This is a genomic window from Paraburkholderia sp. CNPSo 3076 (genome assembly GCF_026343935.1).
Taxonomy (GTDB): Bacteria; Pseudomonadota; Gammaproteobacteria; order Burkholderiales; family Burkholderiaceae; genus Paraburkholderia; species Paraburkholderia nodosa.
In genome coordinates this window covers 300,602-325,237 of sequence record NZ_JAPMAL010000002.1, presented here as the reverse complement: position 1 = coordinate 325,237, position 24,636 = coordinate 300,602, and the positions used below count along the sequence as shown (strand labels likewise).

The following is a 24,636-nucleotide window of genomic DNA, read 5'->3' as shown; positions in this document are numbered from 1 at the left end:
GCGTGACGTTCGCGAGGCTGATGACATAGTTGCCGTGGTTCTTGAAGTTGTCGGGCAGCGCCCAGTTCGGCACAGATTTAGCCCCCGTTTCGGAAAGAAAAAGGAACTTGTCCTCGGTCACGGGCACGTTCAGCGGTGCGCCTTGCTCCTTCCAGTCCGGAATCAGCTCGTTCAGGGCACGCGGATCCATGACCGCGCCCGAGAGGATATGCGCCCCGATTTCCGAGCCTTTCTCCAGCACGCAGACGCCGATTTCAGCGCCTTTCTCCGCGGCCAGCTGCTTCAGGCGGATCGCGGCGGACAGCCCGGCGGGGCCGCCACCGACGATCACGACGTCGTATTCCATCGACTCGCGTGGACCGTATTGCTCCAAAAGACTTGCGGGGGTCATCAATGCTCCTCTTGCCATTAGAATGCTTTTTTCGGGTTCGTATTGTCGGGTAACGTTCCCCGTGCCGCAACCCAACAGGCTAACATTAGCACGACCGTTCTATTCTGTGGCGTCAGATTTGGCGGGCCGACCCCGCCGCGTTCTGGCGCTTATTCACCTCTGAACAGGAACCGGAAATGGGCCGTTCGATCAATCTGGAAGGCAAGGTTGCGATGATCACGGGGGCTTCCAGCGGGCTTGGCAAGCGCTTCGCCCAGGTGCTCTCGCAGGCTGGTGCAAAAGTCGTGCTGGCAAGCCGCCGCGTGGAGCGGCTCAAGGAGTTGCGCGCCGAAATCGAGGCGAGCGGGGGCGCCGCGCACGTCGTCTCGCTCGACGTGACCGACTACCAGAGCATTCGCTCGGCGGTAGCGCACGCGGAAACCGAGGCGGGGACCATCGACATCCTCGTCAACAACTCGGGCGTCTCCACGACGCAAAAGCTCGCCGACGTCACGCCCGCCGACTTCGAGTACGTGTTCGACACCAACACGCGCGGCGCCTTTTTCGTGGCCCAGGAAGTTGCCAAGCGCATGATCATGCGCGGTAACGGCGGCGGCCCGAAGCCGGCGTACCGCATCATCAATATTGCTTCGGTGGCGGGTCTGCGTGTGCTGCCGCAAATCGGCCTGTACGCGATCAGCAAGGCCGCGGTCGTCCATATGACGAAGGCGATGGCGCTCGAATGGGGCCGCCACGGCATCAACGTGAACGCGATCTGCCCAGGCTACATCGACACGGAGATCAACCACCACCACTGGTCGACAGAGCAGGGGCAAAAGCTCGTTTCGATGCTGCCGCGCCATCGCGTCGGCAAACCCGAAGACCTGGACGGCCTGCTGCTGCTGCTCGCCGCCGACGAGTCGTCGTTCATCAACGGTTCGATCATCACCGCCGACGACGGCTTCGGGCTCACCTGAACCCAGGCGAGTCCGGCCGCCGGCCGGCGTTCCGTTTTTTCGCAACAACACGAAGTTGAAGTGCAATGAGTGACTACCACCCCGTATTTGAAATGACCATGCCGATCCGTTGGGGCGACATGGACGCGTTCGGCCATGTGAACAACACGGTCTATTTCCGCTACATGGAGCAGGTGCGGATTTCCTGGTTCGAGCATCTGGGCGTGGCCGCGGAGAGCGGCGACGGGCAGGGACCCGTGATCGTCAATGCTTCGATGGAATTCCTCAAGCAGCTGCATTACCCCGGCGACATCGTCTGCACGATGACGGTCGGCCAGCCAGGCCGCAGCAGCTTCGACACCGGTTTCGAATTGCGCCGCGCCGACGAGCCGGACACGCTCTACGCGCGCGGGAACGCACGCTGCGTGTGGATCGACTACGCGGCCGGCAAATCGGTGCCGATTCCCGACATGCTGCGCGCCACCATCGAGCATGCGGGACTCGTCAAGTCCGACCGGGTAGGCTGAGCGCCCATCTGTCGCGCGCCGCCCGGCGGCGCGCGCCCTTACTGGCCGAGCAGCCGCTGCAGCAGCTCGGTGGCGTTGCCGGTGTCGTACTTGCGCATGAGGCGCGCGCGATAGACATCCACGGTGCGCGGGCTGATCTCGAGAATTCGCCCGATCTGCTTGCTGGTCTTGCCGGTAACGAGCTGCGCAGCGATCTCGCGTTCGCGCGGCGTGAGTTCGATGGCCACGCGCCGCGTCGCGCTCAGGTCTTCAAACGTCCAGACGCCCGCCGCGTGCGGCTCGGCGCGATCGAGCGAGCGCCCCGTGACGTGACACCAGAAGAGCTCGCCGTTGGCGCGCTTCATGATGCGGTCGTCGGCGTAACTGCCTTGCGCCGTCATGATCGGCGGGATGCGTGCGCCAATGCGCTCGAATTCGTCCGCCGAAGGGTAGAGCAGCTGGAACGACTGGCCGATCAGCGCCTCGCGTGCGCAACCGAAGATGGCGGCGACCTGGTCGTTGCAATCGACGATGGTGCGCTCGCGCGCGAGCACGAGGCCGATGGGCGCGAGATGGAACGCGGTCTGGTAGTCGAGAGCGGAGCGTTCGACGGGTTGGGTGGGAGCGGCCATGGCGGTCGGTGCGGGTATTGCTTTATGTAGTTTTGCGTATTGTGCCGCAACAGGGGGCCAGCGTACGCTTTGCACCCATCGGAGGGGCAGTTTTCCACGCTCGCGCGGCTCGTTTGGGCCCGGGCGCGCGGCCCGGCCGGGCTGCCCGCTTCACGGCAACGCCGCCGGGGCATGACTAGAATTGAACATCCGGACGCGCTAGACGTCCGCGCGACAAACCGGATTGGCGGATTTCCATTCGAGGAAGGGACACACTGATGAACAAGGTCTATAAAAGCGCGGCTGCCGCGCTCGAGGGCATCGTCAAGGACGGCCAGACATTCGCGGTCGGCGGCTTTGGGCTGTGCGGCATTCCCGAAGCCCTGATCGCCGCACTGCGCGATACGGGCGTGAAGGGCATCACCTGCATCAGCAACAACGCGGGCGTGGACGGCTTCGGCCTCGGCCTGCTGCTGGAGACGCGCCAGATCAAGAAAATGATCTCGTCGTACGTGGGCGAGAACAAGGAATTCGAGCGCCAGTATCTGTCGGGCGAACTCGAACTCGAATTCACGCCGCAAGGCACGCTGGCTGAAAAGCTGCGTGCGGGCGGCGCCGGCATTCCGGCGTTCTTCACGAATACCGGTTTCGGCACGCTGATCGCCGAAGGCAAGGAAACGCGCCAGTTCGGCGACAAGCACTACGTGCTCGAGCATTCGCTCACGGCAGATGTCGCGCTCGTGAAGGCGTGGAAGGCCGACAAGTCGGGCAACCTGGTCTTCCGCCGCACGGCGCGCAACTTCAACCCGATGTGCGCGATGGCGGGCAAGATCACCGTGGCGGAAGTGGAGGAGATCGTCGAGAACGGCGCACTCGATCCGGACGCCGTTCATACGCCGGGCATCTTCGTGCAGCGCATCGTGCTCAACGCGCACCCGGAAAAGCGCATCGAACAACGCACCGTGCGCGCCGCAGCTGGCAAACCCGCGGGCAACTGAGGAAGGAGACCGACCATGGCATGGAATCGTGACGAAATGGCCGCGCGCGCGGCGAAGGAACTGCAGGACGGCTTCTACGTGAACCTCGGCATCGGGCTGCCCACGCTCGTGGCCAACCACGTGCCCGCGGGCATGGAAGTGTGGCTGCAGTCGGAAAACGGCCTGCTCGGCATCGGCCCGTTCCCGACCGAGGACGAAGTGGACGCCGACATGATCAACGCCGGCAAGCAGACCGTGACGACGCTGGCGGGTTCGTCGATTTTCTCTTCCGCAGACTCGTTCGCGATGATTCGCGGCGGCCACATCAACCTGGCGATCCTCGGCGCGATGCAGGTGAGCGAGAAGGGCGACCTGGCCAACTGGATGATCCCCGGCAAGATGATCAAGGGCATGGGCGGCGCGATGGACCTCGTGGCGGGCGTCGGCCGCGTGGTCGTGCTGATGGAGCACGTGGCGAAGGGCGACCAGCACAAGATCCTCGAAGCCTGCACGCTGCCGCTTACGGGCGTGGGCGTGGTCGATATCATCATCACCGACCTCGGCGTGATGGAAGTGAGCGACGCGGGGCTGAAGGTGACCGAACTCGCGCCGGGTGTGACGGTCGACGAGATCAAGGCGAAGACCGGCGCGCCGCTCGACGTGAGCGCCGTGGGCTGAACGTCGTAGCGTAAGCATGATTGGCGGCGGGCGAGACTTCGGTCTCGCCCGTTTCGTTTTTGCGTACGGTTTGCGTGCGGCTTTGCCGACGATGCCGGGCGGCAAAGGCGTTTACAATCGGCCGAAAGCCTTGATGCGCCTTCGAGCGAGGATTTCGCGATGACCGAATCGACCGCAGTGCCGCGCCAGCAGTACGTCCAGTGTCTCAGTCCCGCGGGCCTGCACCGCATCGCGTACACCGAGTGGGGCGACCCCGCCAACCCGCGCGTGCTCGTGTGCGTGCATGGACTCACGCGCTCGGGGCGCGACTTCGACCGCTTTGCCGCCGCAATGGCCGACCAGTATCGCGTCGTGTGCCCGGACGTGGCCGGGCGGGGGCTGTCATCGTGGCTGCTCGACCCGCGCGGCTACGGCGTCGCGCAGTACGTGGCGGACATGGTCACGTTGATCGCACGCACGGGCGTGGAGAAGGTGGACTGGTTCGGTACGTCGATGGGCGGCCTGATCGGTATGGCGCTCGCGGGGCTGCCGGGCGCGCCCATTGGCCGCATGTTGCTCAACGACATCGGGCCGCAAATCGAACCCGCGTCGCTCGCGCGCATCGGCGAGTACGTCGGGCAAGGCGGGTCTTTCGCTACGCTCCAGGAAGGCATCGACAATGCGGCGCTGCTCGCGGCCTCGTTCGGCCCGCTGAGTGCCGGGCAATGGCGCGAGATCAACACGCCGTTGCTGCATGAAGTCGAAGGCACGTGGCGCTACCGGTACGACCCGCGCATTGCGGAACCCTTCAAGTCGACCACGCCCGAGCAGAACGAGGAGGGCGAGAAGTTCCTGTGGCGCTCGCTCGCTACGTTCGAAGGGCCTGTGCTCGTCGTGCGTGGCGCCCTTTCGGACCTGCTTTCGCGCGAAACGGTCGCGAAGATGGTCGCGACCGGGCGCCATGTATCGAGCGTCGAAATCGAGGGCGTAGGGCATGCGCCGGCGTTCCTCGCGCCCGACCAGATCGCGATCGCGCGCCGTTTCTTCGACGGCGAGGCCCTTCGCGCGTCATAATATGAGATTCGCCGGCATATTCCTGCGCGCGCCGATGCGCGCTGGATCGTGCCGGCCCGGAAGTTGACCGTTTTTCACTTCGCAACAGGAATTTTCATGGCAGTCATTCGTCACCACGTTGGTCCACGTCTTTCGGAAACTGCCATCCACAATGGCACCGTCTACCTGGCTGGCCAGATCGCGGAAGAGACCAGGCAGGACATCGCCGGCCAGATGCGCGAAGTGCTCGGCCACATCGACCGCCTGCTGGGTGAGGCGAACAGCGACAAGTCGCTGCTTCTCTCGGTGCAGATCTATATCGCCGACATGAAGGATTTCCCCGGCATGAACGCCGAGTGGGACAAGTGGGTCGCACAAGGCGCGACGCCTCCGCGTGCGACGGTCGAAGCGAAGCTCGCAAATCCGGAATGCCTCGTCGAGATCGTCGTGGTGGCTGCGCAGCGCGATTGAGCGCAGCTGGTTTGATCCTTTTCGTTGTCGCCCGTCCGGCAAGCCGGCGGGCATTGCCTCATGAGTAGCGACACCGTTCCTCCCGACCCCGCGGTTTCCGCCGATTCTCGCGCGCTGCCGTCGCTCGACGACGCGCTTGCGTTCGTGCGCGAGCACGCCGGTGACGCACGTCTTTCCACGGGCGAGCCGCTCGTCGAGCATGCGCAGGGCACGGCATTCATCATGAGCCGGCTCAACGTCGATCCGCCTGCGGTGCTCGCAGCGGCGCTCTTCAATCTCGCGCCGCATCTCGACGATCCGGAAGGCGCGCTCGAAGCGCGTTTCGGCGCGGAAGTCGCGAAGCTCGTGTTCGACGTGCGCAAGCTGTTGCGGCTCGGCACCGTGAGCCTGCGCGCGGCGCAGCATGCCGTGCCCGAAGCGGGCCGCGAAAGTCGCGACGCCCAGGCGGCGCGGCGCGCGCAGGTCGAGTCGCTGCGCAAGATGCTGCTGGCGTTCGCGCAGGACATCCGCGTCGTGTTGATCCGGCTTGCGTCGCGCCTGCAGTCGCTGCGCTTTTATGCGGCGGCGAAGATCACGCCGGCGCCCGGGATCGCGCACGAGACGCTCGAGATCTACGCGCCGCTCGCCAACCGTCTCGGCATCTGGCAACTGAAGTGGGAACTCGAAGACCTCGCGTTCCGCTTTCAGGAGCCCGATACCTACAAGCGCATCGCGAAGCTGCTCGACGAAAAGCGCGTGGAGCGCGAGAGCTACGTGTCCGAGGCGATCGCGCGGCTGCAAAGCGAGCTTGCCGCGGCGCATATCCAGGCCGAGGTGAGCGGGCGGCCCAAGCACATCTACAGCATCTGGAAGAAGATGCGCGGCAAGGAGATCGACTTCTCCGAGCTTTACGACGTGCGCGCGTTCCGCGTGATCGTGCCCGACATCAAGGATTGCTACACGGTGCTCGGCATCGTGCACAACCTCTGGCAACCGGTGCCGAAAGAGTTCGACGACTACATCTCGCGGCCCAAGCCCAACGGCTATCGCTCGCTGCACACGGTCGTGATCGGCGACGACGGCCGCGCGTTCGAGGTGCAGATCCGCACGCAGGAGATGCATCAGTTCGCCGAATACGGCGTGGCTGCGCACTGGCGCTACAAGGAAGCCGGTGCGAAGGGCTACGGCGGGCAGTTCAGCGCGAGCAGCAGCTACGACGAGAAGATCGCGTGGCTGCGACAGCTGCTCGCCTGGAAGGACGATGTCTCGGATGGGCGCCAGCCGTGGGAGCAGTTGCGCCAGGCCACGCTCGACGACGACCACATCTACGTTCTCACGCCCCAGGCGCGCGTCATCGCGCTGCCGCAGGGCGCGACGCCGCTGGACTTCGCCTATCACCTTCACAGCGAACTGGGCCATCGCTGCCGTGGCGCGCGCGTGGACGGCGCGATGGTGCCGCTCAACACCCAGCTTCGCAACGGCCAGACGGTCGAAATCGTCTCGGTGAAAGAGGGCGGCCCGTCGCGCGACTGGCTCAATCCGCAGCTTGGTTATCTGCAAAGCCCGCGTGCGCGCCAGAAGGTCCGCGCGTGGTTCAACGCGATCGAGGCGGAGGAAAACATCGCCAACGGCCGCGCGATGGTGGAAAAGACGCTGCAGCGCGAGGGTCGCACGTCGGTCAGTCTCGATCAGCTCGCGGCCAAGCTGGGCTTCAAGTCGCCCGACGACCTCTTCAGCGTGGTCGGCAAGGAAGAGTTCAGCCTGCGCAACGTCGAGCACGCGCTGCACGACGCGCCCACAGCCGAGCCCGAAGAGGAGACGCCCGAGCAGCTCACCAAGCGCGCGAGCGGTGCGAACGTCGCGCATGGCGGGTCGTCGGGCGTGCTGGTGGTGGGCGTGGACGCGCTCCTTACGCAGCTCGCCCGCTGTTGCCGGCCCGCGCCGCCCGACGCGATCAGCGGTTTCGTCACGCGCGGCAAGGGCATGTCGATCCATCGCCGCGACTGCCCGACGTTCCGGCGCATGGCGAACCGCGCGCCCGAGCGCGTGCTGCACACCACGTGGTCCGCCGACGTGATGGGCGGGCGCGGCCAGTCGGTCTACCCGGTCGATATCTCGATCGAGGCCACCGACCGCCAGGGTTTGCTGCGCGACATCTCCGAAGTGTTCGCACGCGAGAAGATGAACGTGATCGGCGTGAAGACGCAGTCGCGCCGCAATGCAGCGTACATGCAGTTCACCGTGGAGGTGTCGAATTCGGCGCAGATCCAGCGCGCCTGCGTGCTGCTGGGCGAGGTGGGCGGGGTGCAGCGGGCGTCGCGCCGGGGTTGAGGCGGCCAGGCCAGGCGGCCAAAGATTGCCGCGCTGCAAAAAATACTTGCCAAGTCTGCGGCTGCTTCATATAATCTTCCTTCTTCAGGCTCGTAGCTCAGCTGGTTAGAGCACCACCTTGACATGGTGGGGGTCGTTGGTTCGAGTCCAATCGAGCCTACCAACGAAATCGAGTCCTTGGCTTTGCCGGGGGTTCAAGGCAGTAAATGCACAAAGCGCGCTGCGCCTGCAAAGGAAGCGCCATAAGGCGAATACGGTTATGACACCGCGAACGTTTACCGAAACTACTTCGGAGCGACGCTAGTCGAGGACCTCTTTCGCCTCTGCAGTCAGGTTTGAAAAGTGAATGCGGCCCCTCGAAAGCGGGGCCGCATTTTTTTTCGCTGTGAAGTTTTCCGCAGTCTGTTCCCACGAACAATACGATGTGCCTGCGCGGCACTTCTGGAGAAAAACATGGTTGCGATACGTCTGCCCGACGGTTCGGTTCGACAGTACGATCATCCCGTCACGGTCGCCGAAGTGGCGGCTTCGATTGGCCCCGGTCTCGCCAAGGCGGCGCTCGGCGGCAAGCTCGACGGCGAACTGGTCGATACGTCGACGCTGATCGATCGTGACGCATCGCTCGCCATCGTCACCGACAAGGACGGCGACGGCCTCGACATCATCCGTCACTCGACGGCGCACTTGCTCGCCTACGCGGTGAAGGAGCTTTATCCGGAAGCGCAGGTCACGATCGGGCCGGTCATCGACAACGGCTTTTACTACGACTTCGCGTACAACCGTCCCTTCACGCCCGAAGATCTCGAAAAGATCGAAAAGCGCATGCAGGAGCTCTCGAAGAAGGATGAGCCGGTGTCGCGCCGCGTCGTCACGCGTGGCGAGGCCGTGGACTACTTCAAGAGCATCGGCGAGAAGTACAAGGCCGAGATCATCGAATCGATTCCGGGCGACCAGGACATCAAGCTGTACTCGCACGGCGGCTTCACGGACCTGTGCCGTGGCCCGCACGTGCCGTCCACGGGCAAGCTCAAGGTCTTCAAGCTCATGAAGGTCGCGGGCGCCTACTGGCGCGGCGACTCGAAGAACGAGCAGCTGCAGCGCATCTACGGCACGGCCTGGACGAAGAAGGAAGACCAGGACCAGTACCTCCACATGCTCGAAGAGGCCGAAAAGCGCGACCACCGCAAGCTCGGCAAGCAGCTCGACCTGTTCCACATGCAGGACGAGTCGCCCGGCATGGTGTTCTGGCACCCGAAGGGCTGGACGCTCTGGCAGCAGGTCGAGCAGTACATGCGCGGCCGCCTGCGCCTGGCCGGCTACGACGAAATCAAGACGCCGATGATCATGGACCGCTCGCTCTGGGAAGCGTCGGGTCACTGGCAGAACTATCGTGAAAACATGTTCACGACGGAGTCGGAAAAGCGCGACTACGCGATCAAGCCGATGAACTGCCCGGGCCACGTCCAGGTGTTCAACCACGGCCTGCGCTCGTATCGCGATCTGCCCCTGCGTTACGCGGAGTTCGGCTCGTGCCACCGCAACGAGGCGTCGGGCGCGCTGCACGGTCTCATGCGCGTGCGCGGCTTCGTCCAGGACGATGCGCACATCTTCTGTACGGAAGACCAGATCATCAGCGAGTCGATCGCCTTCAACACGCTGGCGATGAGCATCTACAAGGATTTCGGGTTCGATCACATCGATATCAAGCTCTCGCTGCGCCCGGATTCGCGCGCGGGGACGGATGAAACGTGGGATCGCGCCGAACAGGGCCTGCGCGAGGCGCTCACGGCCTGCGGCCTGCAGTGGGAAGAACTGCCGGGCGAGGGCGCGTTCTACGGTCCGAAGGTCGAGTACCACATCAAGGACGCGCTCGGCCGCTCGTGGCAGTGCGGCACGCTGCAGCTCGACATGGTCCTGCCGGAGCGCCTTGGCGCCGAGTACGTGGCCGAGGACAACAGCCGCCGCCGCCCGATCATGCTGCACCGCGCCATCCTCGGTTCGATGGAGCGTTTCCTCGGGATTCTGATCGAGCACCATGCCGGCGCGATGCCGCCGTGGCTCGCTCCGGTGCAGGCGGTTGTGATGAATATCGCGGAAAGTCAGGCCGAATATGCCGCGAATCTGGCCCAATCGTTGCAAAAACAAGGGGTTAGAGTGGTGGCCGATTTGCGCAACGAGAAAATTAGCTATAAAATACGCGAGCACACGCTTGAGAAGGTTCCATACCTGCTTGTCGTCGGCGACAAGGAGCGTGAAGCGCAAACGGTAGCCGTGCGTGCCCGTGGCGGCGTCGATCTGGGTGTCATGCCCGTCGAGGCCTTTACCGCGCGTCTTGCGGAAGACGTCAAGACGTTCAAGTAAGCCACTGTGGCAGCGCGGCTCGTTTTTTTAATTTTTAGAGGAAACGTAACATCGCTACGGATAAGTCGCATCGCATCAACGGTGAAATCACTGCACCCGAGGTGCGTCTCGTCGGAATCGAGAACGAGCCGCTCGGCATCGTAAAGCTGGCCGATGCGTTCCGAATGTCGGAACAGCAGGACGTCGATCTGGTTGAAATTGCTCCTCAGGCGGTGCCTCCCGTATGCCGCTTAATGGACTACGGCAAGTTCAAGTACCAGGAATCGAAGAAGCAGCACGAGGCCAAGCTCAAGCAAAAGGTCATCCAGGTCAAGGAAGTCAAGTTCCGCCCGGGTACCGACGACGGCGATTACAACGTCAAGCTGCGCAATCTCATCCGCTTCCTCGATGAAGGCGACAAGACGAAGATCACGTTGCGTTTCCGGGGCCGCGAAATGGCCCACCAGGAAATCGGCATGCGCATGCTCGAACGCCTGCGCACCGACCTCGAAGAAGTCGGCCAGGTCGAGCAAATGCCGAAGATGGAAGGGCGCCAGATGATCATGGTGCTCTCGCCCAAGAAGAAGAAGTAATTGGCGTGCCGCGCGGCGCAGTCTGCGCGGCGGTCAAAAGCAGTTTTCAATGACGTCTTCGGCGCCGTGGTGCGCAGAAGGCGGCAAGCAGGTTCCGGAACGGCGCTCGCACGCTGCACGTGAAGTGCGGCAAACGGGCGTTCTTCCTGAAAGCGGCGGCGAGCTTGTTTTTCAAAAGCCAGCCAGTCGCCAAAACAAGTGGAGTGGGTTTCGAAGGGCGGAGTCCCGGCAAGGTGTGCGAACACCGCGCCAACCGCACACCCATGTCCATCAAATAATGGAGTTGTCTGTCATGCCGAAGATGAAGACCAAGAAGAGCGCTGCAAAGCGCTTCGTGGTTCGTCCGGGCGGTACCGTCAAGCGCGGTCAAGCCTTCAAGCGTCACATCCTGACCAAGAAGACCACCAAGAACAAGCGTCATCTGCGTGGTGCAACGGCCGTTCACGATTCCGATCTGAACTCCGTGCGCGCAATGCTGCCGTTCGCGTAATCCTCAACCGATAACTCATAGGAGCGAAACATGCCTCGAGTCAAACGTGGGGTTACCGCACGGGCCCGTCACAAGAAGATCATCAACCTGGCCAAGGGTTACCGCGGCCGTCGCAATAACGTCTATCGCATCGCCAAGCAGGCGGTCATGCGCGCAGGCCAGTACGCCTACCGCGATCGCCGTAACAAGAAGCGTGTGTTCCGCGCACTGTGGATCACGCGTATCAACGCGGCGGTGCGTCAGCACGACATGACCTACAGCGTGTTCATCAACGGCCTGAAGAAGGCTTCGATCGAACTCGACCGCAAGGTTCTGGCTGACATGGCTGTGTTCGACAAGGCTGCATTTGCTGCGATCGTCAAGCAGGTGAAGGCCGCCGTCGCTGCCTGATAGCAGGTATTGCGCAGGTTCGTTGCAGCAGACATTCCGGTAGTCTCGGTGATGCTGCAACAAAAACGGGGCTCCTCACCGAGCCCCGTTTTTGTTGGTAATTACGCTTCTTGCGCCGCTTCATGGTGTGTCTTCGCGCCGTCATTGCCAGGCTTCATGATGGCGTGCCGTGAGCGCGGAGAGGCTCCAAGTCTCAAACTCTGACGCTGAAAAGATGGGATCAATGGATCTGGACCAGATTGTCGCCGACGCGCAAAGCGCGTTCGCTGGCGCCCCCGACGTCAACACGCTTGAAAACGAAAAGGCCCGCTTTCTTGGCAAGTCCGGCGCGCTGACCGAACTGCTCAAGGGCCTCGGCAAGCTCGACGCGGAAACGCGCAAGACCGAAGGCGCACGCATCAACGCCGTCAAGCAGCAAGTGGAAGCTGCGCTGGGCGCGCGCCGCCAGGCGCTCGCGGACGCGCTCCTGAACCAGCGGCTCGCCGCCGAGGCGATCGACGTCACGCTGCCAGGCCGCGGCACGGGTACAGGCAGCCTGCACCCCGTGATGCAGACGTGGGAACGCGTCGAGCGCATTTTCGGCTCGATCGGTTTCGACGTGGCCGACGGTCCCGAGATCGAAACCGACTGGTACAACTTCACCTCGCTCAACAGCCCGGAAAACCATCCGGCGCGCTCCATGCAGGACACGTTCTACGTGGACGGCAAGGACGCCGATGGCCGTCAGCTTTTGTTGCGCACGCACACGAGTCCGATGCAGGTGCGCTATGCGCGCACGCACACGCCGCCCATCAAGGTGATCGTGCCGGGCCGCACCTATCGCGTGGACAGCGACGCCACGCACTCGCCGATGTTCAACCAGGTCGAAGGCCTGTGGATCGAAGAGAACATCAGCTTCGCAGACCTGAAGGGTGTCTACACCGACTTCCTCAAGAAGTTCTTCGAACGTGACGACATTCAGGTGCGCTTCCGTCCGTCGTACTTCCCGTTCACGGAGCCGTCGGCCGAAATCGACATGATGTTCGAGCAAGGCAAGAACGCCGGCAAGTGGCTCGAGATCTCGGGCTCGGGCCAGGTGCATCCGACCGTGATCCGCAACATGGGCCTCGACCCGGAGCGCTATATCGGCTTTGCGTTCGGCAGCGGTCTCGAACGCCTGACGATGCTGCGTTATGGCGTGCAGGACCTGCGCCTGTTCTTCGAAGGCGATCTGCGCTTTTTGCGTCAGTTCGCCTAGGCGAAGCGACGCATTCGCTTGCAGCGCGCGAGGCGGACGCAGCACCTGAAGAAGGTGCGCGAGAACCCGCCTACGCGACGGTCACAATCTGTCTGGAACGTAAAACCAAATGCTATTCCCCGAATCCTGGCTGAGAAGCTTTGTCGATCCGAAGCTCACGACCGATGAACTGGCCCACGCGCTTACCATGGCCGGCCTCGAAGTCGAAGGCCTGAGCCCGGCGGCGCCGCCCACCACGAAGATCGTCGTGGGCCGCGTGCTCGAAGTCGTGAAGCACCCGGACGCGGACAAGCTCAATGTCACGCAGGTCGATGCCGGCACCGGTGCGCTGCTGCAGATCGTGTGCGGCGCGCCCAACGTCGCGCCCGGCATCAAGGTGCCCGTGGCGCTCGTGGGCGCCGAGCTGCCGCCCGCCGAAGAAGGCGGCAAGCCTTTCGCGATCAAGCTCTCGAAGCTGCGTGGCGTGGAAAGCCAGGGCATGCTGTGTTCGGCGCGCGAACTGAAGCTCTCGGAAGACCACAGCGGACTGATGATCCTGCCCGAGGATACGCCGATCGGCCAGGACATCCGCGAAGCGCTGAATCTCGACGACACCATCTTCGAAATCAAGCTCACGCCGAACAAGGCCGATTGCCTTTCGGTGTACGGCATCGCGCGCGAAACGGCCGCGATCACCGGCGCACCGCTGCAGGCGCCCGTGTATCCGAAGGTCGAAGTGAAGCTCGATGAAAAGCTGCCCGTGAAGATCTCGGCGCCGGACCTGTGCGGCCGCTTCTCGGGCCGCGTGATCCGCGGCGTCAACGCGCACGCGAAGACGCCGATGTGGATGGTCGAGCGCCTCGAGCGTTCGGGCCAGCGCAGCATCTCGGCGCTCGTCGATATCTCGAACTACGTCATGCTCGAACTCGGCCGCCCGTCGCACGTGTTCGATCTCGACAAGATCCACGGTTCGATGGACGTGCGCTGGGGCAAGAAGGGCGAAACGCTCAGGCTGCTCAACGGCAACACCGTCGAAGTCGATGAAACCGTGGGCGTGATAGCCGACGACCGCGAAATCGAAAGTCTCGCGGGCATCATGGGCGGCGACAGCACTGCCGTCACGCTCGACACCACGAACATCTATCTCGAAGCCGCATTCTGGTGGCCGGACAGCATTCGTGGCCGCTCGCGCCGCTACAACTTCTCGACCGATGCAGGCCATCGCTTCGAGCGCGGCGTGGACTGGTCGACGACCGTCGAGCACATCGAGCGCATCACGCAGCTGATCCTCGATATCTGCGGCGGCGCGGCCGGCCCGATCGACGATCAAACCGTGAACGTGCCCAAGCGCGAAGCGGTGAAGTTGCGTGTGGCGCGCGCGAACCGCATCATCGGCGTAAAGATCGGCGCCGACGAGATCGCGCAAATTTTCACGCGCCTCGGCCTCACGTTCACGCGTAGCGTTGACAATGCGGGCGACGAGAGCTTTAGCGTCACGCCGCCGCCGTACCGTTTCGACATCGAGATCGAAGAAGACCTGATCGAAGAAGTCGCGCGTATCTACGGCTTCGAAAAGATTCCGGCGTTGCCGCCGGTGGCGCGCAGCGAAATGCGCGCGACCAATGAGACGCGCCGTTCGATCCACGCGATTCGTCACGCGCTCGCCGCGCGCGACTACGCCGAGACGATCAACTTCAGCTTCGTCGATGCCGAATGGGAACAGGACTTCGCGGGTAACGCGAATCCCGTGAAGCTGCTAAACCCGATCGCGAGCCAGCTCTCGGTCATGCGCACGACGCTGTTCGGCAGCCTCATCAACGTGCTGCGCCACAACCTCAACCGCCGCGCCGACCGCGTGCGCGTGTTCGAGTCGGGCCGCGTGTTCCTGCACGATCCGTCGATCAAGGCGAGCGAGATGACGGTGGAAGGCTTCGCACAACCGAAGATGATTGGCGCGCTGGCCTACGGTCCCGTGCTCGAAGAGCAGTGGGGCGCGCAAGCGCGCGGCGTGGACTTCTTCGACGTGAAGGGCGATCTCGAAGCGCTGTTCGCAGCGCTTGGCGCCGCGAAGACGCCGCGTTTCGTGAAGGCAGAACACCCCGCGCTGCACCCGGGCCGTAGCGCGCGCATCGAAATCGATGGCCGTGCGGTGGGCTGGATTGGCGAGCTGCATCCGCGCTGGATGCAGAAGTACGACCTGCCTCATGCACCGATGCTCTTCGAGGTCGAGGCCGACGCACTGATGGCGCGCGAACTGCCAACGCCTGGCGAAGTCTCGAAATTCCCGCCGGTCCGCCGTGACATCGCTCTTGTTGTCGATCAAAAGATCGAGGTGCAAGCACTGCTCGACGAGTTCCAGAAGGGCATGCAAGACGAGCCTTGCCGGATTGTGCAGAGGGTTGCGCTTTTCGATGAATTTCGTGCAAAATCAAATACTTCCGGACTTGGCGCGGACGAGAAAAGCCTTGCCTTCCGGGTGACCCTGCAAGATACTGGCGGAACCCTTCAGGATGAAACGGTCGATACGGCCATCAAGTCCCTGGTGGATCGCCTGGCTCGAGTGTATGGCGCCCGGTTGCGCGGATAAGCTCCTCGGCTCTTCACGTACCGACATCGGCTTCCGGTTTGCGAGGCAGCAAGTCAACCCCGCAACCGGCAGCGCGCCATTTCATAGATAGATGAACGAAATGAACTCGAGTGATTTCGAAGCCCTTCTTGCGGCACAGCGTAGCGCCATGATTCGCGACATTCCTGCCTCGTCGGCAAGCGCCACGAACGACACGCCCACGCTGACGAAAGCCGAACTCGCTGAGCTGCTGTTCGACAACGTCGGTCTCAACAAGCGCGAAGCGAAAGACATGGTCGAAGCCTTCTTCGAGGTGATTCGCGACGCGCTTGAAAGCGGCGACAGCGTGAAGCTGTCCGGCTTCGGCAATTTTCAGTTGCGCGACAAGCCGCAACGACCCGGCCGTAACCCGAAGACGGGCGAGGCGATACCCATCGCGGCGCGTCGCGTGGTGACGTTCCATGCGAGCCAGAAGCTGAAGGCGCTCGTCGAGAGCGGCGCCGAGGCGAGCTTCCCGCGTTGATGCGTTGAGGTTGTTTGCCCGCGCCGGTATGCCCGCGCCGGTACGCCCGCGGCGATGGCAATATGGCGGGCGTGAACGAATAAGTAGAAATAGCAGACTTCAAGGACCCAGGCGGCGACGCCTCATTGCGCAACCACCACGACGGCAACCCGGCGATGACATCGACAAGCGAAAAGGTCGTCTTGCCTCCCATCCCCGCCAAGCGCTACTTCACCATTGGCGAGGTGAGCGAGCTGTGCGGCGTGAAGCCTCACGTACTGCGGTATTGGGAGCAGGAGTTCACGCAGTTGAAGCCGGTGAAACGGCGCGGCAATCGTCGCTATTACCAGCATCACGAGGTATTGCTGATCCGTCGCATTCGCGAACTGCTCTACGAGCAGGGGTTCACGATCAACGGCGCGCGCAATCGGCTCGACTCACATGGAGCGGCGGCCGATGAAGCCGGGCAGTCCGAAGCGGCGGGCGCGCCGGTTGCCGAAGGCACGACCGCGCTCGTGGACGTCGATCAGTTGCGCAAGGAATTGCTGCATGTGCTCGATGCGCTCGGGCGCTGAAACACCGCTCTGAACGCATGCATGTGAGTCGTTCACGATTTACGTGCGAAGCGGTTCTAATTGGAGAAACTCTCTGTTATACTTTCTAGCTCTCGGGGCGTAGCGCAGCCTGGTAGCGTACCTGCATGGGGTGCAGGTGGTCGGAGGTTCAAATCCTCTCGCCCCGACCAGAATAGAGCCCGCGTAATCGAAAGATTGCGCGGGCTTTGTCTTTTGTGCGCCGCGAAACACACACAAGCAAACACAACAAGCGCACGAACGACACCGCAAGATCCGGCTGTTAATTTTTCTCACATATCGGTGAGAATCCTTCGTTATACGACGCGTGCCGCTCGCCTTACGATACGCGTACTTCGCGCCCGTGATTCGTAGAATCGCGCACCCGCGAGCAACCCCATGCTCACTCAGCGCCACTTCACATGAACCCGATCGAACTCGCGCAACTGGTCCTCCTCGCCGCCCTATGGGGTGGGTCGTTTCTGTTCATCCGCGTCGGCGTGACCGACTTCGGCGTCGCGCCGCTGATGGCGCTGCGCGTCGGCATCGGCGCGCTGTTCCTGCTGCTCGTGCTGTTTTCACGGCGCCCCGCACGCGAAGCGCTCGGCACGCTGCGCGAACGCGCGTGGCCGCTTTTCATTGTCGGCATCCTCAATTCGGCCGCGCCGTTTTGTCTCTTCGCGTGGGCCGAACTCACGCTCTCCGCGGGCGTCACGTCCGTGATCAACGCGACCACGCCGCTGTGGGGCGCGGTCGTCGCGTATGTCTGGCTCAAGGATCGTCTGAGCGGCCTGCGCGTGGTCGGGCTGGCGATCGGCTTCGCGGGTGTGCTCGCGCTGGTGTGGGATCAGGTCGTGACGCACGCCGGCGACGGCGCGTCATCCACCAGCGCTGCGCTCGCCGCCCTCGCGGCGCTCGTCGCAGCGGCGCTGTACGGCGTTGCCGCGAGCTACACGAAGCGCCATCTCACGGGCGTCGATCCGCTCACGGTCGCTGCCGGGACGATGACGGGCGCAACGCTCGTGCTCGCGCCGTTCGCCGTGGCAACCTGGCCGGCTACGCCCATCTCGCTGCATGCGTGGGGCGCGGTGCTCGGCCTTGGCGTGGCGTGCACGGGTGTCGCGTATTTGCTGTTCTTCCGCCTGATCGCAGCGGTGGGCCCGGCGCGCGCGATTACGGTCACGTTCGTGATCCCGATCTTCGGCATTCTGTGGGGCGCGCTCTTTCTCGGCGAGCGCGTGTCGATGGGCATGGTCGAGGCATGCGCGGCAATTCTCGTGGGCACCGCGCTCGCAACGGGTTTCGTGAAGCGCTTGCCGGGATTCTCCGCGCGCCGTAGCGGCGCAGGCGCGGAACGCTAGCAGGGTAGCGCCCGCACGGCGCGCTCGAAGCGGGTGCGTTGCGAGCGCCGTGCGGGCGAGCCGCAACGCACTGCCGTACGAGCTGGATCGCAACGAAATCGCGCGGCGATCGACGTCGCGCGTTTCGCACTCTGAAGCTCGCTCAAGCCGCCGCGCGGGGCACGGCTTTCACTTCCTTTTCCCGCTTGCTGCGGCCACCGCGCCCGATCGGCAACGTCGCGACGATCACCGCCCCCAGCACGAGCAGCACCGCGGAATAGATGAGCCCCGCGGCATAGCTGTGCGTCGCATCCTTGAGCCAGCCGACCACGAGCGGATTCGCCGCCGAACTGATATTGCCGATCGCATTGATCACGGCAATACCCACCGCGCGCGCCTGCGGCGTGAACGCCTGATCGGGCGTGGTCCAGAAGATCGACATCGCCGTGTACGACCCCGCCGATGCGAGGCACACACCGAGCAACTGCACGAGCGGCGCGCCGCCTTGCGCCGTCAACACGCAGCCGATACCGGAGAGCAGCATGGGCGCGGCGAGGTGCCATTTGCGTTCCTGACGACGGTCCGAACGGCGCCCCCACACGATCATCGCGACGATGGTGACGATCTGCGGAATCGTCGCGACGAGCCCCACGGTGACGTTGCTCGCCCCGGCGCTGAAGCCCTTCACGATCAGCGGCGCCCACACGGCGACCATCGCGAGCGTATTGACGAGGCAGAAGTACGCCGCCGCGAAGCGCAGGACCACCGGTGAGCGCAGTTGCTCCCAGAGGCTGCGCTCGCTCGCTGCGTGGGCCGTGGGCGAAGCGAGGGCATCGGCCGGCTCGGCAAGTGCGGCTTCGAGCGTGCGTTTTTCTTGCGCGCTGAGCCAGCGTGCGGCGCGCGGCGTGTCGTCCAGGTAGAAGAACGCTACGCAGCCGAGCAGTGCGGCCGGCATGCCTTCGAGCACGAAGAGCCATTGCCAGCCCGCGAGCCCCGCATGGCCGTCGAGCTTGAGGATAAAACCCGAGACCGCGGAGCCGAGCGCGGCCGTCACGGGCATCGCGATCATGAAGAGAGCGTTGGCCCGGGCGCGCCACGCGCTCGGGAACCAGCAGGTGAGATAGAGCAGCATGCCGGGCAGGAAGCCTGCCTCGGTCACGCCAACCAGCATGCGCAGCCAGTAGAGCGTGGTGGCGTTGGTGGCGAACATCGTTGCGGTGGAGGCGAGGCCCCACGCAATCATGATGAAGCTGATCCAGCGGCGCGCACCCACGCGCGCGAGCATGAGATTGCCAGGAATGCCGCACGCGATATAGGCGACGTAGAAGAGGGTGGTGGCGAAGCCGAACTGCGTGCTCGACAGGCCGAGATCCTTCATCATCGTCAGGCCCGCGAAGCCGATGTTGATGCGGTCGAGGAACGAGACGACGAACAGCAGGAACAGGAAGCCGAGCAAATGGCGCGAGACCTTGCGCGTGACTTGTTCAGCGGCGGCAGCACAGTTTGACTGCGCTTGCGCGGACGTTTGCGGCACGCGCGAAGCATGCCCTTGCGGGATTGGGCTCATGTGTCTCCTCCTAAGCATCGGGACGTGAGCGTGGCAAGGGTTATGACGTTGTTGTTTGCCGCGGATCACAATTCACGCGGATTATGCGAGGGGCCCACGCGCTGTCTGTCCTCAATTTGGGTACAGCGACCCAGCGCATTCCGCGATGTTCGGGAATACCCGGGTCCAAACGTCATGCCGGTTTTACGCAGAGGATCATCGGGACGGTCAGCAAACCAGAAAATCGCTATTCGCAAATTTGGATGCCCGGTAAGTCGACGGTAACTGAGACGGATTCGTTAACAAGGTGAGTCCGTATTTCGTAAATTCTTCTGTAAATAATCGATCAGCACATTTACCGGACTCGATAATCGAAATTGAAAGCTGTCAGTCAGCCTTTATCAAGCCGTAGCGCCTTACGGGCGGCGGTTTGTTGGCATGCCAACGAGCGCGAGGGTTTATTCGACGCTAAACTTCGCTCTCATATGTGCGCGGGTCATTAGTGAACATTGAAGCGTGATGGTATTTGTTCTGACCACGTGACAAGCGCAGTGCATTTTGTATGGAATTTGCGCTGTTGCCGAACCTGCGCAAATCGTGGTTGTACCCGATGTATGGCGTCATGCTGAATTGATCGAATCGGGGAAATATATGGTAAGAAGATTCGTCTGGCACGCTCATGCGGTGCGTGGGGCGCTCACCGCGCTTTGCGCCTTCGGCGCGGCCAGCGCACAAGCCGACAACACGTTCGGCGTGCAGCTCGGAGCGGGCGTAGCGGACCACGACGTGAAAAAGCTCGATCTCGGTCTCGTGTGGGATCCGGGCCTGCAGTGGTGGCACATCGGCGGGTATCACTTCACACTGGTTGGCGAAGCCCATGTCGCGTACTGGAAGCTGAACGCACCTGATGCCGTCTACTCGCATATCTGGGAATACGGCGTAACGCCCGTTTTTCGCTTCATCAAGGACAGCGGCTGGTTCAGGCCGTTCATCGAGGCGGGCGTGGGCTTTCACTTTCTCTCGCACGTCCGGCAGACTCCCGACCGCGCGACGTCGACGTCGTTCCAGTTCGTGGACATGGTCGGCGTTGGCGCGCAGTTCGGCGAGCACGGCAACTATCAGGCCGGGTTCCGTTTCCAGCATTTGTCGAATGCGGATATCAAGGAGCCGAATCCGGGTACGAACTTCAGTCAGATCTATTTCCAGTACAACTTCTAGGGCGGCAGCGGGCATGCCGGCGTGTGTCAGGGCGCGTGCTAGAATTTTTTTGCATGCCGCCTGTCGCGCGGCGCTTAATGACTGGATTTCCGACTGCATGGAGGTGCCCATGCCCGCAGGCAGTCAACTCACGCTCTACACGAGCCGCAAGCACAAGAAGGGCCACAAGTCGGCGGTCGCGTGGATCATCGACGCCGCGCGTGCGCAGGGCGTCTACGGCATCACCGTGCTGGAAGGCTACGAAGGCCTCGACGCCCACGGAAAGATGCACGCCGCCCACTTCTTCGATTTGGCCGACGAGCCCACCGTGGTGCTGATCGTCGCCGACGAGCCCTCCATCGACGCGCTCCTCGTCACACTGGAAGCGGGCGGCGTCGAACTCTTCTATACACGCACTGCAATCGACTACGGCCGGATCGGCGGCGCCTGACCGGCAGGGTCTTCACGCCGCCGCGCAGGCACTTTGCTACAGGTGCCCCCGTCATGCGAGTTCCGGTCGACTCCCGCAACCCGTTACACTGTGGGTATTGGTGCGGTGCACCACGCGTTGCGCCGCATGACCGGCATTTTCCATAGCGACACGCCGGGGTCGCAGACAAGGAGCGAGGACGAGGCATGGCAATCGAATCGGTAGGGATCGTGGGCGCAGGCACGATGGGCAACGGCATCGCCCAGGCGGTGGCAGTGGCGGGGCTCAAGGCGGTGATGATCGATGTCACCGATGCGGCGCTCGCCAAGGGCGTCGCCACGCTCACCCATAGCCTCGAGCGACTCGTCTCGAAGGGCAAGCTCGACGCCGGCGCGCGCGACGCCGCGCTCGCACGCATCGAAACGAGCACCGACTACCAGCGACTCGTGAGCGTCGATCTCGTGATCGAGGCGGCGACCGAGAACGCCGAGCTCAAGACGCGCATTCTCAAGCAGATCGAAGCCGCGGTCCGCCCCGACGCGATCGTCGCGTCGAACACCTCGTCGATCTCGATCACGGCGCTCGCGACCACGCTCGCCGACCCGTCGCGCTTCATCGGCATGCACTTCTTCAACCCGGTGCCGATGATGCCGCTCGTCGAGGTGATCCGCGGCTTGCAGACGCGCCCGGACGTGGCGGAGTCGGTGCGCGAAATGGCGCTGCGCCTCGAGAAGACGCCGATCGCCGTGAAGAACGCGCCGGGCTTCGTGGTGAACCGCATTCTGGTGCCGATGATCAACGAAGCGTTTTTCGTGCTCGCGGAAGGCATTGCGAGCGCCGAGGAAATCGACGCCGGCATGAAGCTCGGCGCCAATCATCCGATCGGCCCGCTCGCGCTGGCGGACCTGATCGGCCTCGACGTGTGTCTTTCGGTGATGGATGTATTCCTGAAGGACTTCGGCGACTCGAAGTATCGTGCGTGCCCGCTGCTGCGCGAGATGGTCGCGGCGGGCCAGCTCGGCCGCAAGACCGGCCGAGGCGTATATCAGTACGACAAAGTGTCCTGAAGCCGGGCGCCCGGCTTCAGGGGAGCACGCTCACGCGGTATTGCGTGACCTGCCGATACGTCTTGCCGGGCTGCAGCACCACTTCGTCGCAGGCGGGCGCTTCCATGTTGATCTGGTTCGGGAAGCCGCCCGCTTCGAGGCACACCCCCGCATAGCGCGCGCACGTCGCGCCCCGGCGTCCCGGCTGCCCCTCCAGATAATTCCCCGTATAGAGTTGCAGGCCGCGCTGGTCGGTCGAGACGGCAAGCTCGCGTCCGCTGCCCGGCTCGTAGACGCGCGCCACCGGCCGCACAGGCCATAGCCCCGGCGCGGCGTGCAGCGTGCCTGCCGTGCTCTCGGGCGCGCGCAGCACGTAGCAGTGGTCGAAACCGCGTGCGCGCTCGAGCTGGGCATGCGGCCAGTCGAGGCGTGCGCCGAGCGGCGCGCCATGGCGGAAGTCGAAGGCGCTGCCCGAGACGTCGGCAATGCGCACGGGAATCAACTGCGGATCGACTTCGAGGAAGGCGTCCGCGTCGATCGTCAGCACGTGGCCGCGAATGTCCGGGCTCGCCTCGCCGGAAAGGTTGAAGTAGCCGTGGCTCGTGAGATTCAGCGGCGTAGGCGCGTCGGACACGCCCTCGTATTCGAGCGTCAGCGTGCCTTCGTCGTCGAGCGTATAGCGCACCTGCACGCTCACGTTGCCCGGAAAGCCGCCGTCGCCTTCGGGCGAGTCGAGCCGCAGCACCAGCGAGCCCCGATCCTCTTCCACCTGCCACATCTGCCGATGAAAACCGTTCGCGCCGCCGTGCAGCAGATTGCCGTTCTCGTTGCGATCGAGTGGATAGTCGATGCCGTCCAGCGTGAAATGCGCACCCGCGATGCGGTTGGCCCAGCGCCCGACCAGGCCGCCCATGTACGTGGTGGCCGAGAGATAGTCCGCCGGCGTGTCGTGGCCGAGCATGATGTCCGCGAGGCGGCCGGCGCGATCGGGCGCGAGCCATGAGACGAGCGTCGCGCCGAGGTCGCTGACCGTCACCTTCATGCCCTGCGCGTTGCGCAGCGTGTAGAGCCGCACGGCGTCGCCGCCGGGCAGGGCGCCCCACGGTTCGGAGGTCAGATGGGCAGCAAGAGTGTTCATGAGGTGAAGGGAACGTATGAAGAAAGCGTGATTGTCCGGGATGGGCCGAAGCCGCTTCATCAAGTGGACAGGCGTGGACCCGAAGCGTTCGCGACACTGTCCTGATATTCGCGCGGCGTGCATCCCAGCTCGCGCCGGAATACGGCATACATGTACTGCAGCGACGTGAATCCGCAGCGGATCGCCACCTCCGCGCTCGAGGCGTCGCGGCTCGCGAGCATCGCCTTGGCGGCGTCGAGCTTGTGGCGCAGGATTTCCTGGTGGACCGTGCACTGCAGTTCACGCCGGAAATATTCCTCCAGCGACGAGCGCGATACGCCCACGTAGTCGGCCACCTGCTCGGTCTTGATGCCCTGGCAGGCGTACTGGCGGATGAAGTGGCGAGCACGCATGACATGCGGGCTCGACAGCGGTTCGTGCCGGGTCGATTCGAGCACATTGATGCCGACGGGCGGAACCAGAATGCGTTGGCCCGGAAAGCGTGCGCCGCGCAGCATCTGATGCAGCAAGTGGGCGGCGGTCTTGCCCATTTCTTCCGTGCCCTGAATGACCGACGAGAGCGGAATGCGGGTGAGCGTACGGGTGAGCGGATCGTTGTCGATGCCGATGATCGCCACCTGCTCGGGCACGGCAATGCCGTGAATCAGACACGCCTGCAACAAATGCCGCGCCCGTGCGTCGGTCACGGCGATCACGCCCACGGGCTTGGGCAGGCTATGCAGCCAGACGCTCAACTGCTCGATGGCCTGGTTCCAGGCGCTGGCGCTGGTGGCCTGGCCGCGGTAGATCGGCGCCTGTACGCCTTCTTCGCGGGCGATCGCCTCGAACGCCAGTTCGCGCTCCTGCGCCCAGCGGTTCTCCTGCGCGACGGGCAGGCTGTACATCGCGAGATTCGGCAGGCCCGCGCCGATCAGATGCGTCCACGCGAGCGAGACCAGTTTGCGGTTGTCGGTCGCGATATAGGGCACGTCGGCCGGGTAGTGGCCGGCATCCTCGAATGACGAGCCCACGGCGACCACCGGCAGCGGGCAGCCGCGCAGGGCGTCGGCCACGTCGGGGTCGTCGAAGTCGGCGATGATGCCGTCCCCGTCGAAGCGCTCGATGCCCGCCAGGCGGCAGCGGAAGTCTTCCTCGAGAAAAAGGTCCCACGCGACGCGCGTGGAGCGCAGATAGTGGCCAATCCCCGCAATGATCTCGCGGTCGTACACCTTATTCGCGTTGAAGAGCAGCGCGATGCGGTGGGGCGTCTGGGAAGCGGGGGCACGGGTCATATCGTGTCGGCGGCTGTTCGCCCGGCGCGGAACGCCGGCGGAAAACCGCCATGTCTCCAGTTCGGGCGCGGTGCGCGCAAATGTGCAC

Annotated in this window: 24 protein-coding genes and 2 tRNA genes; 21 read left to right on the top strand and 5 right to left on the bottom strand. The window is 63.7% G+C overall.

Going from position 1 to position 24,636, the window contains the following annotated elements; all coding sequences use genetic code 11:
- A partial coding sequence (locus tag M3A49_RS03765; protein WP_266227519.1) for an NAD(P)/FAD-dependent oxidoreductase occupies positions 1–391 on the bottom strand: 391 nt, incomplete at its 3' end.
- A gap of 176 nt (positions 392–567) precedes the next feature.
- On the opposite strand from M3A49_RS03765, the gene M3A49_RS03760 reads away from it, so the two are divergent.
- Together M3A49_RS03760 and M3A49_RS03755 are read left to right on the top strand one after the other, a co-directional pair.
- Positions 568–1,347 (top strand): SDR family oxidoreductase, encoded by a 780-nt coding sequence (locus M3A49_RS03760; RefSeq protein ID WP_028204260.1) that lies wholly within the window; start codon positions 568–570, stop codon positions 1,345–1,347.
- 65 nt (positions 1,348–1,412) lie between these two features.
- Positions 1,413–1,853 (top strand): acyl-CoA thioesterase, encoded by a 441-nt coding sequence (locus M3A49_RS03755; RefSeq protein WP_028204259.1) that lies wholly within the window; start codon positions 1,413–1,415, stop codon positions 1,851–1,853.
- Positions 1,854–1,891: 38 nt separating this feature from the next.
- Here the strand turns inward: M3A49_RS03755 and M3A49_RS03750 are convergent, their stop codons facing one another.
- Positions 1,892–2,464 carry a LuxR C-terminal-related transcriptional regulator gene (locus M3A49_RS03750; protein ID WP_028204258.1) on the bottom strand — a complete coding sequence of 191 codons (573 nt, stop codon included), beginning with the start codon at positions 2,462–2,464 and terminating at the stop codon, positions 1,892–1,894.
- Between the two features lie 257 nt (positions 2,465–2,721).
- Here M3A49_RS03750 and M3A49_RS03745 point away from each other — a divergent pair, with 257 nt between their 5' ends.
- The 16 genes from M3A49_RS03745 to M3A49_RS03670 all read left to right on the top strand — a co-directional run bounded on the left by M3A49_RS03745 (position 2,722) and on the right by M3A49_RS03670 (position 17,941).
- On the top strand, positions 2,722–3,441 hold the full coding sequence (locus M3A49_RS03745; protein WP_069268194.1) for a CoA transferase subunit A: 720 nt from the start codon (positions 2,722–2,724) through the stop codon (positions 3,439–3,441).
- Between the two features lie 15 nt (positions 3,442–3,456).
- The gene (locus M3A49_RS03740; protein ID WP_028204256.1) at positions 3,457–4,098 is read left to right on the top strand and encodes a CoA transferase subunit B; all 642 of its coding nucleotides are present in this window, start codon (positions 3,457–3,459) and stop codon (positions 4,096–4,098) included.
- Positions 4,099–4,257: 159 nt separating this feature from the next.
- A complete protein-coding gene (locus tag M3A49_RS03735) occupies positions 4,258–5,151 on the top strand; it encodes an alpha/beta fold hydrolase (protein ID WP_266227518.1) in 894 nt (297 codons plus the stop codon).
- A gap of 96 nt (positions 5,152–5,247) precedes the next feature.
- Positions 5,248–5,601: a RidA family protein gene (locus tag M3A49_RS03730; protein ID WP_266227517.1), complete on the top strand. Its 354-nt coding sequence runs from the start codon at positions 5,248–5,250 to the stop codon at positions 5,599–5,601.
- Positions 5,602–5,661: 60 nt separating this feature from the next.
- Positions 5,662–7,911, top strand: coding sequence for a RelA/SpoT family protein (locus M3A49_RS03725; RefSeq protein ID WP_266227516.1), 2,250 nt, complete (start codon positions 5,662–5,664; stop codon positions 7,909–7,911).
- Between the two features lie 86 nt (positions 7,912–7,997).
- A tRNA-Val gene (locus M3A49_RS03720) sits at positions 7,998–8,074 on the top strand.
- A 290-nt stretch (positions 8,075–8,364) separates the two neighbouring features.
- The gene (thrS, locus tag M3A49_RS03715) at positions 8,365–10,272 is read left to right on the top strand and encodes a threonine--tRNA ligase (RefSeq protein ID WP_266227515.1); all 1,908 of its coding nucleotides are present in this window, start codon (positions 8,365–8,367) and stop codon (positions 10,270–10,272) included.
- A gap of 50 nt (positions 10,273–10,322) precedes the next feature.
- Positions 10,323–10,844, top strand: a complete 522-nt coding sequence (infC, locus tag M3A49_RS03710; protein WP_084068824.1) for a translation initiation factor IF-3 — start codon at positions 10,323–10,325, stop codon at positions 10,842–10,844.
- Between the two features lie 292 nt (positions 10,845–11,136).
- Positions 11,137–11,334: a 50S ribosomal protein L35 gene (rpmI, locus tag M3A49_RS03705; protein WP_004191477.1), complete on the top strand. Its 198-nt coding sequence runs from the start codon at positions 11,137–11,139 to the stop codon at positions 11,332–11,334.
- A gap of 30 nt (positions 11,335–11,364) precedes the next feature.
- Entirely contained in the window at positions 11,365–11,724 is a 360-nt protein-coding gene (rplT, locus tag M3A49_RS03700) for a 50S ribosomal protein L20 (protein WP_004192938.1), read from the top strand.
- 223 nt (positions 11,725–11,947) lie between these two features.
- Positions 11,948–12,961: a phenylalanine--tRNA ligase subunit alpha gene (pheS, locus tag M3A49_RS03695; RefSeq protein WP_028204250.1), complete on the top strand. Its 1,014-nt coding sequence runs from the start codon at positions 11,948–11,950 to the stop codon at positions 12,959–12,961.
- 109 nt (positions 12,962–13,070) lie between these two features.
- Positions 13,071–15,527 carry a phenylalanine--tRNA ligase subunit beta gene (gene pheT / locus M3A49_RS03690; protein WP_266227507.1) on the top strand — a complete coding sequence of 819 codons (2,457 nt, stop codon included), beginning with the start codon at positions 13,071–13,073 and terminating at the stop codon, positions 15,525–15,527.
- A 91-nt stretch (positions 15,528–15,618) separates the two neighbouring features.
- Complete coding sequence (locus M3A49_RS03685) at positions 15,619–16,029, top strand: integration host factor subunit alpha (protein ID WP_028204248.1); 411 nt, start codon at positions 15,619–15,621, stop codon at positions 16,027–16,029.
- A 155-nt stretch (positions 16,030–16,184) separates the two neighbouring features.
- Positions 16,185–16,583 carry a MerR family transcriptional regulator gene (locus tag M3A49_RS03680; protein WP_266227506.1) on the top strand — a complete coding sequence of 133 codons (399 nt, stop codon included), beginning with the start codon at positions 16,185–16,187 and terminating at the stop codon, positions 16,581–16,583.
- A gap of 93 nt (positions 16,584–16,676) precedes the next feature.
- Positions 16,677–16,753: transfer RNA gene (locus M3A49_RS03675), tRNA-Pro, on the top strand.
- A 249-nt stretch (positions 16,754–17,002) separates the two neighbouring features.
- Positions 17,003–17,941, top strand: a complete 939-nt coding sequence (locus tag M3A49_RS03670) for a DMT family transporter (protein WP_266227505.1) — start codon at positions 17,003–17,005, stop codon at positions 17,939–17,941.
- Positions 17,942–18,083: 142 nt separating this feature from the next.
- Here M3A49_RS03670 and M3A49_RS03665 read toward each other — a convergent pair whose 3' ends face one another.
- Complete coding sequence (locus M3A49_RS03665) at positions 18,084–19,487, bottom strand: MFS transporter (RefSeq protein WP_266227504.1); 1,404 nt, start codon at positions 19,485–19,487, stop codon at positions 18,084–18,086.
- 630 nt (positions 19,488–20,117) lie between these two features.
- Between M3A49_RS03665 and M3A49_RS03660 the strand changes: the two genes are divergently transcribed.
- The 3 genes from M3A49_RS03660 (at position 20,118) to M3A49_RS03650 (ending at position 22,160) form a co-directional block, all read left to right on the top strand.
- A complete protein-coding gene (locus tag M3A49_RS03660) occupies positions 20,118–20,684 on the top strand; it encodes an acyloxyacyl hydrolase (RefSeq protein ID WP_266227503.1) in 567 nt (188 codons plus the stop codon).
- A gap of 109 nt (positions 20,685–20,793) precedes the next feature.
- Positions 20,794–21,114, top strand: a complete 321-nt coding sequence (locus tag M3A49_RS03655; RefSeq protein ID WP_266227502.1) for a DUF190 domain-containing protein — start codon at positions 20,794–20,796, stop codon at positions 21,112–21,114.
- Between the two features lie 185 nt (positions 21,115–21,299).
- Positions 21,300–22,160 carry a 3-hydroxybutyryl-CoA dehydrogenase gene (locus M3A49_RS03650; protein ID WP_266227501.1) on the top strand — a complete coding sequence of 287 codons (861 nt, stop codon included), beginning with the start codon at positions 21,300–21,302 and terminating at the stop codon, positions 22,158–22,160.
- A 16-nt stretch (positions 22,161–22,176) separates the two neighbouring features.
- Here the strand turns inward: M3A49_RS03650 and M3A49_RS03645 are convergent, their stop codons facing one another.
- Positions 22,177–23,277: an aldose epimerase family protein gene (locus M3A49_RS03645; RefSeq protein WP_266227500.1), complete on the bottom strand. Its 1,101-nt coding sequence runs from the start codon at positions 23,275–23,277 to the stop codon at positions 22,177–22,179.
- 59 nt (positions 23,278–23,336) lie between these two features.
- On the bottom strand, positions 23,337–24,548 hold the full coding sequence (locus M3A49_RS03640) for a XylR family transcriptional regulator (protein ID WP_254352925.1): 1,212 nt from the start codon (positions 24,546–24,548) through the stop codon (positions 23,337–23,339).
- Between the last annotated feature and the right edge of the window lie 88 nt (positions 24,549–24,636).